This window comes from Verrucomicrobiota bacterium, from assembly GCA_039192515.1.
Taxonomy (GTDB): domain Bacteria; phylum Verrucomicrobiota; class Verrucomicrobiia; order Methylacidiphilales; family JBCCWR01; genus JBCCWR01.
Map to the genome: position 1 here is coordinate 37,777 of JBCCXA010000024.1, position 13,270 is coordinate 51,046.

Genomic DNA, 13,270 nt, shown 5'->3' on the forward strand with positions numbered 1-13,270 from the left:
GTCTTAGACTTCTAAGCTCGAGCTAATGATTTAACTTCTATGACATAATCCGGATTAAAATGGAACATCCATTTTTGTCGTCCATCAGTTTAACCGGTGTGTCCAGGGGATCCAAGTATTCATGGATTGTTCCGCCGGATTGATCACCTGATAGGAACACTGATTCAAGCACCATGCGACTATACAGATCTCTTGAGGTTTTCACCCGTGAAAACAGAAGAGTACAGATTAGATAAGGCACTGTTGCCTGCTAATGAGAAAATGCACTAACTCAGAATTATCAGAGTTTTCTTGATCACCACTCAATGATAGCCGAGCCCCATGTAAGGCCCCCTCCAAAAGCGACAAGCAGAATCTTGTCACCGCGTTCGAGAGGGTAATAGTCTTTTGCTTCATGCAAAGCTACAGGGATACAGGCTGCAGAAATATTTCCATAGCGTTGCACGTTAATAAAGCGTTTCTCCTTGGGGACCTTTAAACGGTCCGAGAGAGCATTGATAATGCGAATGTTTGCCTGATGGCTAATGACGCATTTGATATCGTCAACGGTGCAGCCTGCTTCTTTCATGGTGCGTGTAGCAGAATGATACATGGCAATAACTGCTTTTTTAAAGACTTCTTGACCGCTCATGACCATGCCTTCCCGAGGCAGTGTTTCTACGTCACAGCCAAAGTAAACATCCTTGCGCCCGTTATTTAGGTAAAGAACATCACCAGCACGGCCGTCGGCTCCTAGGTGGTGAGCAATTAAGTTACTGCGCTTATCCTCGGTAGGCCGGATGATGACAGCTCCAGCTCCATCTCCAAAAAGAACACAGGTGTTTCTGTCGGACCAATCAATGTAGGCTGAAATGCGTTCTGCACCAATGAGCAGAATATTTTTATATTTACCGGTAGCGATAAAGCCACTAACCATAACCAACCCATAAATAAATCCTGTGCAAGCGGCCTGAAGGTCCATGGCACAAGCATGAGTGGCTGCAATCCTTTGTTGGATAGAACAAGCTACAGAAGGAAATATAGCATCGGGACTAATAGTCGCAACAAGGATGAGATCAATATCCTTAGGTGAAAGTTCGGCGTTTTTCATAGCCATCTTAGCAGCTTCAGCTCCGAGATCTGCAGTTAACTCCCCGGGGGCAGAAATTCTTCTCTCTTTAATACCCGTGCGGGTAGTGATCCACTCATCTGAAGTGTCGACCATTTTTTCAAGCTCATCATTTGCGAGAACTTTTTTGGGTAGATAAATTCCCGTGGACGCAATCTGCATTCCAGGTACTGCGTTTACTTTTTCCATGCTAATGAGAGACCTTTTTTGTTGTGTTCTTTAAATTGAGAAACTTGCTCTATAATTTGGTGGTTGATATTTTTTTCAATGGCCTGAGCTGCGACACGTATAGCGTTTTTCATAGCTAAGGGAGTAGAAGATCCGTGAGCAATGACGACGGTTCCATTTAGGCCTAGAAGCAAGCTTCCCCCATATTCCTCATAATTGGTTTTCTTCTTGATAGCGGCAAAGGCTTTTCGAGCAAGCCATGCGCCGAATAGTCGAGTAGGTGTACTGTTCAACTCGTGCTTGAGCCAGCTAAAAATAGAATGGGCGATGCTTTCGCTTGTTTTGAGAACGACATTTCCCGTGAAACCATCTGTAACGACGACTTCAACTGGGTTTTCGTAGAGGTCTCTTCCCTCAATGTTCCCAATAAAATTGACGGGAGCAGAACGTAACATTTTGAAAGCTTCTTTGGTGAGGTCATTACCCTTGGCATCTTCAGTTCCCACGGAGAGAAGTCCAACACGGGGCTTGGTAAAACCCAAAGTGCTCTTGGAGTAAATACTGCCCATGATGCCATAGATAGTCAGATGTTCAGCGCGCGCATCTACGTTTGCTCCCACATCCAAAAGGACAAAAACATTTGTTTCAGTAGGCATCAGAGCAGCAATGCCTGCTTTAGGTACTCCAGGAAGAGTTCTCAAGCGGAGCGAAGAACAAGCTGTCATAGCACCAGTATTTCCAGCTGATACAGCAGCAAGCGCCCGGCCTTCTTTAACTAATTCAATGGTGCGATTTATAGAGCTGTCCTTTTTCTTACGGACGGCAGCTACAGCGGGTTCGCACATTTCAATGACTTCTGAGCAGTGATTGATGCTGATGCGATCAGGTGTTTTACTTACGCCGAGCTTAGACAGCTCCATGCGGATGCGTGGCTCATCCCCTACAAGGATGAGTTCTTCAATTTGTGGAAATTCTGATAATGCGTCGATTGCGCCCGCAACTGGGTTTCCAGGCGCGAAGTCGCCACCCATAGCGTCAAGGGCAATTTTCATCTAGTGCAATCAGGCAATAGGGCTGAGCATTCTATAGGTATATATGGTTGCAAAGAATTAGCCTTCGGCAGTCACTGAGATAACTTGGCGTCCGCGGTACATACCTGTGGCAGGGTCTACTCGGTGTGAGAGATGTTTGGACTTGGTCTTGGTGTCAGTGCGTAACTGGATAGGATCTTTGCGGTGGGAAGCCACTCGTTTACGAATCTTGCTCTTTGAAGTTCTACTTTTTGGTACTGCCATAATACTCCTTTATATACTACGTACTTAATCGGTTTTTAAATTATCTAATTTGCCCCAGACATCTTTTTTTCTTAAATCTGAGAATTCGTCCTTTTGCTGAAGGTAACTTTTCCCAGATAGAGGACAACATTGCTGTGCATCCAGCTTACAGGCATAAACCATCGGCAAGCTGAGCAAGATATCTTCTCGGATATCACTCGTCAAGTCGATTGAGCTATCTCTGTGGCAGCGGTAGGATTGGCAAAATTCTCCTACGTCTACTTTCCAGGGGATAGGGTCGACACAGCGTGCGCAAGAAACTTCGAACTCTGTTTGTATTTTTCCTCGTATAAGGCATTCATCTTCAAGGATTTGTATCTCTAGCTGATAAGAAATGGTCTCCCATTTGATGAAATCCTTCAGGGGAAGATCATAATGGGCGGTGGGCACAGATCCTGAGATCATGCTGCCATCATCTTTAATTGTTCTGAGATCGATTTTCATGAAAGTGCTATTTAGGCTTGCTTGCCGAGCATTTCCTCCACGGGTGGTGGAACATATTGGCTAATATCTCCTCCGAGACTGCTAATTTCCTTAATAATACGTGAACTAAGATAAGTGTAGTTGTCTTTGGGCATAAGGAAGATAGTGTCAACATTAGGATTGAGACTTCGATTCATCAGTGCCAATTGAAATTCAAATTCAAAATCAGAGACAGCTCTCAACCCTCTGATGAGGGCGGTGGCGTTGAGGTTAGCCGCAAAATTCACGGCCAACCCCTCTACTTGTTTGATACGTATGCGCTGAGCTCCTTCAATCAGCTGGATTGATTTTTTTACCAGTTCTGCTCGTTGTTCCATGGTAAAGGTATGCTTTTTAGAGCTATTTGTTGCAATCCCTATGATGACTTCATCAAATTGTCGCAGAGCACGTTCGACAATGTCCAAATGTCCGTTAGTGATAGGATCAAAGCTGCCAGGGTAGAGAGCTATTCGACGGGAATTTTTCATTGAGCGGATGTTAGAGGTTTCCTGTGAGAATTTCCAGCTTGCTGTTGCAGTTGCACTCAAAGTGATAGGCTGTAGTATTCACTGAATTCTAAACGATGTTAGGCTTTTTTAAAAAAGAAACACCAGGCAGGTTAACTAGGATCATCATAGCCATCAACGTGGTGATAGCTATAGCAGGCTTGGCTTTAGATGCTTTTCTTGGGACACGTGGTGTTGCACAAAGTATTTTGGGCTTACATTTTTCTGACTTAGCTCAGGGGAAGATTTGGCAACTATTTACCTACATGTGGGTGCACGCCGAGTTAGTGGGACCTACAGCGTTGCATCTAGTTTTTAATATGATGACTCTCTATATGTTTGGAAGGGTAGTAGAGAGTGAATTAGGACCTAAGCACTTTATCTCCATTTATTTTTTGGGTGCCCTGGTATCTGTATTTGTTTTTAGTGCGGAAGTGTTACTGCGTGATGGAATGGCTATTTTCCAACCAAGTCCAAATGGAGAGGGTGGTTTAGTAGGAGCAAGTGGTGGAGTTTGTGCCATAGTCATGGCCTTTGCGTTATTAAGGCCTAATACAAAGCTGATGATTTTCCCGATACCCGTGCCGGTTAGAGCCATTCGCATGATGATGGTTTTTGCGGGTCTGTCTCTTCTATTAGTAGTTACTGCGCAAGTTTTGAGGTTGAGTGATCAAGACTCAATGGAAAGCAGTGGCACATTTTGGAGCCTTTTACTTTTCCAGATCGCTCATAGCGCCCATTTGGGAGGGTTAGGTTGGGGATACTTCTATATGGTCTTGCTCCACAAACAGATGAAGAAGAAGTATAGTCAGGCTGAACCTAATGAGGATAAAGGCTACTTAAAAAATTTATCCGCGCGAGAGCTATTACAAGAATCAAATCGGGTTATTGATAAGATGAATCGATATGGGGTCGAGAGTCTGTCTCAAGAAGAATATGAGATTTTAGATTTATTGCGTAGGAGAATGTAGGAAGGAATAGTCAATAATGATAGAGGGCATAACAGCTACAGAACTATCAAAGCAATTAGATAGTCAAAAAACGAAACTAGTGCTCGTGGATGTTCGAGAGGCTGATGAGTGGGAAATTTGCCGTATTGAAGGTGCACAGTTGATTCCGCTCTCAGAATTTGCCGAGAGATCACTAGAGGCTTTAAGTAAAGAGGATAAACTGGTGCTATACTGTCATCATGGAGTAAGATCTGAAAGAGCTGCAGCTTGGCTTGTGCAGAATGGGTATACTCTAGTGCGTAACTTGTTAGGTGGGATTGATGCCTGGTCTTTGGATGTCGATAACAAAATCCCAAGGTATTAATATTGTTCCACTGATGAAGAACCTCCACATCTCGTAAATCTTCGCTTTTCCGGATGCTCTTATGGGTGGTAGCAATGTGCTTTCCTAGGAGATGATGTAAATAAAGATCTCTGTTATTGATATAGTGGATCTTACTTGTATAACTGTAAGAAGTATTTTACCAGAGTTGGGCAAGCAGCCCGTATCGGAAGTGCAATAGTCGAGTTTTATGCCAAGTTTTATAGATTCTATATTTGAGAAATTATCGAAGCATCCCAAGCGCGTTATCTTTTCTGATGGTGCAGATACTCGGGTTATAGAGGCTGCCCAGGAGTATACAAACCGCAAGCTGGGTCCAGCCATTCTCTTAGGCAATCCTGATAAAATCCAGAGTATGGCTAAAGATTTAGGTGCTTCTCTAAAACGTATTTTGGTTATTGATCCCAAAAATGCTCAAGATATGCCTTTGTTTGTGAGACGCCTTGAGACGGTGCAGCGCTACAGGGGGATTACGAATCAGGACGCTAGGCAGATTCTTAAAACTCCAAGTTATTTTGCATGTATGATGCTACAAAATGGTCAATGTGATGCCTTGGTTGCTGGCACTAGCGAGTATTCGGGAAATATACTGCGGCCTTTATTCCAATTGATCAAGCCTTTCCCCGGAATCAAAAGTATTTCAAGTTGTATGATCATGCAATTGCACGAAAGTCCGTTTGGTGATGAAGGTCTCTTTTTCTTTGCGGATGCTGGGGTAATACCCAACCCAAATGTAGAGCAGTTAGCTGATATTGCTTATGAGACAGCCCGTTTAAGACGTCAGCTATCAGGCAAGACGCCACGAGTCGCTATGTTGTCTTACTCTACCAAAGGTAGTGCTCAAACGCGTGATTCGCAGAAGATCGTTGCGGCTACAGCGTTAGCACAGCAGAAATTTCGCGAAAATAGATTGGATGCTTACATCGACGGCGAGCTACAAGTGGATGCTGCTTTATTACCAGAAATTGCAAAATTAAAAGCTCCTGAGAGTCAAGTTGCAGGGAAAGCTGATGTGTTTGTCTTTCCTGACTTAAATTCAGGAAATATAAGTACTAAATTGATTCAAAGGCTTTCTAAGGCTGAGGCCTATGGGCAAATTATGTTAGGTTTATCTAAGCCAGCAGCAGAACTATCGCGAGGTGCAGCAACAAGAGATATACTTGGGGTTGCAGCAATCGTTGCTGTTCAGGCTATCGAGTACCGGAAATTGTATCCAGAGCAAGCCTAGAAGTAAGATCATCTCCAGCGACCTACAATCCTTGCTCTGAGGCCTAGTTTGAGTGATGTCGTCTAGTTTACTCAAGTTGTTCTTAAGATAACTGCCTTGTTAAGGCTTTTTGTTTTGATCTGTATTCAATGAGGGCTAGCGTTAGGGATGCGTTTGGTTTTTTTGGGTGATGTGGTTGGTGAGCCCGGTCGCGAAGCGATTAAGCAAGCGGTTCCCAAATTTATAGATAAGTGGGGTCCAGATTTTATAGTCGTCAATGGAGAGAACGCGGCGGGTGGCAAGGGGATTACACCTAAATTAGCTTACGAATTGCTAAGGGCCAAAATAGATGTGATTACTTTAGGTGATCATTGCTGGGATCAACGAGAGATTCAGGGATTTTTTGAAGAAGAGCCTCGCTTGATTCGGCCTTTTAATTTTCCTGATAATTCTCCTGGTAAGGGGTGGGTTCGAGTTCATGGCAATGGAAAAAAACTTGCTGTTATTAATGCGCTTGGAAGAACCTTTATGCCTTTTCCCGTGGATAATCCTTTTTCTGGTATTGATGAGTTGCTACTAGAAGTGAAAAAGGAGACACCTTGTGTCTTGGTTGATTTTCATGCTGAGACGACTTCTGAGAAAATAGCCTTTGGACATCACTGCGACGGTAAAGTAAGTGCTGTCTTAGGAACGCATACTCACGTCCAGACAGCAGATGAAAAGGTACTTGAAAAAGGTACGGCTTACATCACGGATGTTGGTTTTTGTGGACCGCATGATTCCGTTATTGGTCGGGACAAAAAGGTGATTGTCGATCGCTTTCTAACACTTATGCATTCCAGAATGCCAGTGGCAACTAGTGGAAACCAAGCTGACGGTGTTATGCTGGAAATTGATGATGACACCGGTAAGGCTATAAGTATCCAAAGAATACAGGAGTCTGTCGAAGATGGGCTCTAATCTTTATACCCCGTCGCTAGCCGCTGTGGTAATGGATTTCTTAAGACTTGATCTTTGCTCGGCAAATGGTAGCAAACCCCACAAGCTGATTTAAGCAACTTGTGGGGTAATTGATTAGCTGCAAGTAAGTTTTTATTTACTCTGCTACAGTCACACTAACATTTTGAATAGTTGCAGTCGTGGGTGTGTTAGCATCCTGTGAAGTGACAGGTAGCCCGACGAAGACACTACCTAACATACTGATGTTGATAGAGGAGCCAATTTGCGTCCAGGTAACTCCGTCATCGGAACTGTAACTCGAGAAGCTATCTCCTTCGCGAATGATGCGCACCCATTTTGGAGTAACAGCGGGTATGCTGGTATCATCTGTTTGCTGACCCGTGGTGACACGTCTTTGGAAAGAAAGGGTATTACTCGTTTGCGTAACAACGGTCATGGCATGAGCTGCATCTGTGTTGAGTGAATCTCTAATCATGACGCCTGCCTTCGCCAATGAGGGCGAAGCGAGTAACGAGGTTACTTCTGCTGTGACAATGACATCTCCAGTGACTTCTTTGTATACAAAGTGAAATTCGTCATTCGCACCCGAGATATCTTGACCAGCTGCTGTTACAGTGAACACGCGATTAGCATTGTTGAAACCAGTTGAGCCTGGAAGTGATGGTGCTCCAATGTCTAGGCTATTCCAACCAATACGGTCCCAAGGCGACAAGTAGCTACCGTCAATAACCGTTGGTAATGGATTAAGTGCATCACTGTTTTTCTCCCATGCGACAGCTACATTGTCTGAAGCCTTGCCTTGTTTATGCAAGATTTCGAAGTAATACCTTTCTCCTGCTATCAAGGGGAATTCTATGGATTTCTGTTCCCCTAGACCCGTGTATTTATACCATTGATATTGCTTAGTTCGACCTGGAAGCGAAGCCATTAAAGTTTTATTTACTTCGGTATCATCGGTGCTCAAGTAGAGCTCCGATCTATTGTCACCAGCCAGCCAAAAGGTGTAAGAACCTGATTCCTTTGGATGCAAGTAACCTTGGATACGTTGCCCGTAAAAGATGCCATACGATGAAAGATCTAAAGCCGCGATCTCATCATAGAGATCAGGTGCTTCCAGCAAAGGAATAGCTTTTGTTTTATTACCCAAGATATTTTCCCACAGCACTCTTGTGGCTGATCCAGACGCTGCAGGTGTCAAGGGCTGGAGGTATTCACCATCAATCACAGTAATCAATGGGTGTTCTGGACTTGTCCATCCCACTTGCATATGATCCTGGCCGATTCCTGCTTTGTGCAGTGCTTCTATGTAATAAAGTTGTCCTGCTTCGAGCGTAAAGGCAGCGGATTGCTGGGAGGGAAACGTATCCCACTCTTCTTCCCCTGTAGAACCAACAAAGCTGGCGATAATGGTGGCGCCTAGGGGATCGAGTGTGTCACCAGAGCTTGTCAACTTCAGCTCACAACTTTCGCTACCTGCAATCCAGAACGTATACTCGCCGGTGATTTTAGGTGCGAGATAAGCAGACCATCTGGAGCCGTAATTATCTTCATCATTATATTGATCGTAGAGGACAGCAAACGAAGGGTAGTAAATGATATTATCGGCTCCCGTTGCCACAGGAATCGTATCGACGGTGGAGCCGAGGATATTGTTCCACACCTCTCGCATAATGGCGAAGGCTGAAGGGTTACTGTCTGGATCAAATTGATCTAGAATGGCATCATTATCCCTATCCACATCGAGATAGTTTGGAATACCATCGCCATCAAGATCAGCCATGCCTTCTTCATTATCCGGTATGGTGTCCCCATCTGAGTCTCCGACACCAAATACGAAAACGGTCCAATTAAACGTGGTATTAGCAGATTGAACAGGTGTACCATCATCCGTCACGGTAATTGTTACGCTGTAGGGACTTCCTAAGGATGCATCTGTAGCAATAGTTCCTGAAATAAGTCCTGTGACCCCATCGATACTAAGTCCACTTGGCAAATTAGAAGCTTCATAAGTCAGGGTTTGATCTAAGTTCGGATCATTCGCTGATATTTGTAATGAAGGAGTATCTCCCTCTGAGTTTGCTTGATTGCTAACAGAAAAAATAGATGGAGGTTGATTGGTGGGTGCTCCAGAACCATCAATTTCAATAGCCGAAATTTTGGCATTGTTAACACTAGCCGTGAAATCAATATCGAGTTGACCATCTGTGACGACGATATCATTGATCTGAACAGCATAGGCAGTAACTGGACCTACTATATCATTAAGATCTATACCAATTAATGTCGCTTGGGCATTTTCAATGGAGACATCGAAGATACGATGACCAGGTCCATTTTTTGAAGGCTGGAGAGATGATCCGAAAAAGATTTCGGCAAAATGCAAGGTGACCGCATACGTTCCTGAAGTTACAGCAATACTGTAATCTAAAGTATCACCATAGCGTTCACTTTGATAAAGCGGATCTTCGACTGTGTTATTAATTGAGTCAACTGTTGTAGTATAGGTGGTACCTCCTGTGAAGAAAGTGTCAGCTAGCCATATATTACCTTGGGTGTCGGTGTATTCCAGTCCTCCGGTGTTGATGCGTATGACATCAGTTGGTGAGTAATTTTCGTCATACTCAAGCACAATTAGGTTGGAAAGCAGACTGGTAGCACCCTTTTCATCTATTGTTACAGCGGCGAGGTAGTTAAATCCACCTTCAGGATCTGAGTCTGTCAGCGTGATTGGGATTTCAATTTGACCCGTTGCACCAAGATTGGCATCGATTTCGTTGATGGCTATGACGCTATTAATCTCATAGGGGTCTGGGTCGTATGAGCCCTCAGCTTGCACAAACATAGCCCCTTCTACAACTAGAAGTGAAATGTCTGTATTGAATGGCCCAGTGACAGTAACTAACTGGTTTGTTTCACTCACTGTGGCATATGATTCTGAAATCTCACTAACTGAAATGGTAGGAGTCTCTGGAATGACATTGGTAACTAACACAGTTGAGGCACTTAAGCTGTTTGGTTGGGTCCGATAGAGTTCTACAGTTTGAATTTCACCACTGTCATAGACCACAGTAACTGTGCTACCGATCAGTTCGAAGCCAGAAATACTACCTGATTCGCCAGGTCCAGGTGCTTCAGTTCCCTTGATACTTGTTGGATCATTGTCGATAGAGAATTTGAATGCCTCACCAGAATCAAAGTCGTTGAAGTTTATCTGTAGCGAGTCAAATCCATCATCATTGTCGACACCATTGTGGAAGTCTAGAAGTTGGTGAGATAGGAGTCCTGTCTCACTTGTGCCAGTATCTGCCGTAAACGGCTTGGCTACAACATCTCCTGCAAGACCATCTGGGTCATAGACCATGTCAGGGAACATACCAGTGGCTAAATTGAAAGTAACCGACGATATTTTCTGACCACCAGTTGAAGTGTTTGTAATAGAAAAGGAATCTTTAGAATAAGTGCTGGCGTTGATATTTTTTTTCTTCGGTGCGACATTCACAAGGGCAGATGCATTGGAAACATCTTGGGTAATTTCGATGTAATCATAGGATACCGCGAATGGAGCTGCTCCTCCAGTAGTTGCAATAATACCTACGGCCATGGCCTTGCTATTATTTTGTACACAGTTGAGAAGCTCTCCTTGCAATAGAATGGGACTACCAAGGTATGTTTCTAATCCACTAGAGAGTTCATAGCCCGCTTGCGCCGTTCCCGCAAGAGGATCGACTTTCAAGATTAATTCCATAGCGGTTTCTGTTAGTAAGCCATTCTCTGTATAGATTGTTTCTGAGAATACGCCAGCATTTTCCACAACTACTTGTATGCCTCCAGCGCCGTTGTTATTGTTTAGTGCTACTTTGAGGTAATTATCTTGATCTCCATTGCCCATGTAGAAACCGTGTGAGCGGAAACCTGTCGGAGTATTCGAGTTGAAAAATGGACCAGCGATAGCCACTTTGATGGTGAATGGTCCAGAGGCAGCACTCACATCCACTCCAAATTGTAGAGCGTTGCGTTGTGTATTAGTAGCACCTAAGGCATCGCCTGCTCCAACAATAGGATTGGTAACGATTCCAGAGGTTCCACCAATGATCAAATCTGTCTCATCTATTAAACTTTGGTAGTCGGTGACACCATCGGTCATCAAGCCCGTGAATCCGGTTCCACCGTAACCAAAGCCAGGGTCGTTATTGAGTAGGGTGTAAATGATAGGTAGCTTGGCGGAAAGGCCATTATTTGGGTCACGCGCATAAGGGTCGGAAGTATCTGGTATGCCGTCATTGTCGTCATCAGTGTCCAGCAGGTCAGAAACAAAGTCTAAGTCTTCGTCGCTTGGAATGCTTGCAGGGGAACAAGGGTTGGTTCCATTGGCGATTTCGTCCTGATTATTGTAGCCATCTCCATCTTCGTCAAAAGCAGGATCATCTACTCCAAGACAATTGAAAAAGTCATTGGGTTCAAAAATGGTGATGTTGTTTGATCCATAGGTTGCGGTCCATATCGTTCCCGGAAAAATATCGTTGTCACCTTGAGCAGTGATGTCAAGAGGCTTCGATCCAAAATTACTTGCAAAGATGCTGTCATTGACCAGAGCATCACCTGTCTCGTTGAATTCAAATTCATAGATGTCTCCAGCAAAGCCTGCCGCCAGTAAGTGACCTTGCATGCCGCCAGCAAAATTAGTTGCTGTATATTCGACCAGACCATTAGTTGATATAGGGACAGTCCATAGGGCACCATCATCAACTCCTGGATTACGATAATCACCTTGCTGAATATCAGCTTCACTCAAGGGCACAGGTGGCCAGTCGGATGGGAGAAGGGCGGGATCTGTCACAAATACTTGGTCGCCACTGTTGACTCCTAAATGAGTAGCCAGAATTCCTTCGGCTTGAGTATAAATGTAAGCTCCAGCAGGATTCGCGCGTATAGGTGTGGGGTGACCCGCATAATACCCTTTTCCTGTAATGAAGTGGAGACCATCTTCGTTATTTACTGGCCCGTCACCTCCAGGTCCAGGATCACTTGAGCCTGGTTCACCAATAAGGTAGTCATTGGAAACTGCTGCAGTGTTTTCTCCTGCCGGATGACCTCCCCATGCACCATTAGGTCCATTATCAACTGAATATAAACGTCCCGACTCTGTAAGTACCACATCGTAGGGATTACGAAATCCAGAGGCATAAACTTGAACGGGTCCACCTACAACAATTTTTGCCATGTTGAAACCATCATTACCACCCCATGGATCATTTTCCGGAAGTTGACCTGGTCCTCCTCGAGTTGGGTCATCAAGGGTAGGGATGTCATAAACATAGTTTCTACCACTGTTGGCATCAGTTAAAATGGGCATGGCTTCAAGCGCAGTTAGATCAATCTCCAGAATTGCAGCTGCTAGCGCATATTCAATGGCATAGGCAAAGTTTGTTGAGGGAGCTCCTGCATTGGTATTTCCTCCCTGTGCGAGATACAGTACATGGCGCACAGGATCATAATCCATCCCATTGCAAGCGTGATTCTCCTCCGAACGTGGCAAACCTCTGACGATGTCAAGCACATCCCAAGCACTCCCGGTCCATGTCAGTCGGGTAATGACACCACTGTTGGTGTCGAGACCTTGGTCGCCTTTGCCTTGAGCTCCAGCACCGATCCGAGGGTCACTGGAAGTAACATAAAGAATGGGATTTGCTGACGTTCCCAAAACCAGCAACCCGGTAATTTGCCGTTCCGAAAGGGAATTAGGAGTTCCATCGTCATCATAATTCGGAATCGATTTGACTAGCGTAATGGTTTCCGTGTTAGTCACGCTGTAATCGTTAGTGCCATTTCTAACAATCGTGTATGCGTAAATCAGACCATTTTGTTGAGATACATACAGGCGATCATCGGGACCAAACTGTAAGGATGTTGGATTTTTAAGCTTTTCTCCCGCCAGTCCACTGGGAGTGAAACTAATGGTTTGAGCAACTAATGAAGCAGGTAGCAACATCAGCGATATTATAAAATTCCCTAAAACCAGACGTATCCGGGAAACGATTCTCTTGTTGAGCATATTTTTCATAATGATAGATCAGCTATAATTTTTTATTTGGTAAAATGACTATTTATTTATCCAAAATTTAATGAAGGCTCTTGGACTAATTCGTTAATCAAAGTTATCTTCTAATAAATTTCAGCGCGGAGATTATTTAAA

Annotated in this window: 10 protein-coding genes; 4 read left to right on the plus strand and 6 right to left on the minus strand. The window is 44.2% G+C overall.

Annotation, left to right across the window (positions count from 1 at the left end; genetic code table 11):
- Positions 1-295 precede the first annotated feature (295 nt).
- The 5 genes from AAGA18_11245 to coaD are packed head-to-tail and all read right to left on the minus strand — an operon-like array spanning position 296 to position 3,560.
- Positions 296-1,297 carry a beta-ketoacyl-ACP synthase III gene (locus AAGA18_11245; protein MEM9445912.1) on the minus strand — a complete coding sequence of 334 codons (1,002 nt, stop codon included), beginning with the start codon at positions 1,295-1,297 and terminating at the stop codon, positions 296-298.
- Positions 1,285-2,328, minus strand: a complete 1,044-nt coding sequence (gene plsX, locus AAGA18_11250) for a phosphate acyltransferase PlsX (protein MEM9445913.1) — start codon at positions 2,326-2,328, stop codon at positions 1,285-1,287. The genes AAGA18_11245 and plsX overlap by 13 nt, the downstream gene beginning before the upstream one ends.
- Before the next feature lie 57 nt (positions 2,329-2,385).
- Positions 2,386-2,571, minus strand: a complete 186-nt coding sequence (gene rpmF, locus AAGA18_11255) for a 50S ribosomal protein L32 (protein ID MEM9445914.1) — start codon at positions 2,569-2,571, stop codon at positions 2,386-2,388.
- Between the two features lie 24 nt (positions 2,572-2,595).
- Complete coding sequence (locus tag AAGA18_11260; GenBank protein MEM9445915.1) at positions 2,596-3,054, minus strand: hypothetical protein; 459 nt, start codon at positions 3,052-3,054, stop codon at positions 2,596-2,598.
- 11 nt (positions 3,055-3,065) lie between these two features.
- Positions 3,066-3,560, minus strand: a complete 495-nt coding sequence (gene coaD / locus AAGA18_11265) for a pantetheine-phosphate adenylyltransferase (protein MEM9445916.1) — start codon at positions 3,558-3,560, stop codon at positions 3,066-3,068.
- Between the two features lie 95 nt (positions 3,561-3,655).
- Here coaD and AAGA18_11270 point away from each other — a divergent pair, with 95 nt between their 5' ends.
- From AAGA18_11270 to AAGA18_11285, 4 genes are all read left to right on the plus strand, one after another.
- A complete protein-coding gene (locus AAGA18_11270; GenBank protein ID MEM9445917.1) occupies positions 3,656-4,549 on the plus strand; it encodes a rhomboid family intramembrane serine protease in 894 nt (297 codons plus the stop codon).
- Between the two features lie 16 nt (positions 4,550-4,565).
- Positions 4,566-4,892 carry a rhodanese-like domain-containing protein gene (locus AAGA18_11275; protein MEM9445918.1) on the plus strand — a complete coding sequence of 109 codons (327 nt, stop codon included), beginning with the start codon at positions 4,566-4,568 and terminating at the stop codon, positions 4,890-4,892.
- 208 nt (positions 4,893-5,100) lie between these two features.
- A complete protein-coding gene (locus AAGA18_11280; GenBank protein ID MEM9445919.1) occupies positions 5,101-6,138 on the plus strand; it encodes a phosphate acyltransferase in 1,038 nt (345 codons plus the stop codon).
- A 147-nt stretch (positions 6,139-6,285) separates the two neighbouring features.
- On the plus strand, positions 6,286-7,077 hold the full coding sequence (locus AAGA18_11285) for a TIGR00282 family metallophosphoesterase (GenBank protein ID MEM9445920.1): 792 nt from the start codon (positions 6,286-6,288) through the stop codon (positions 7,075-7,077).
- Between the two features lie 136 nt (positions 7,078-7,213).
- Here AAGA18_11285 and AAGA18_11290 read toward each other — a convergent pair whose 3' ends face one another.
- Positions 7,214-13,138 carry a malectin domain-containing carbohydrate-binding protein gene (locus AAGA18_11290; GenBank protein MEM9445921.1) on the minus strand — a complete coding sequence of 1,975 codons (5,925 nt, stop codon included), beginning with the start codon at positions 13,136-13,138 and terminating at the stop codon, positions 7,214-7,216.
- Positions 13,139-13,270: the final 132 nt, after the last annotated feature.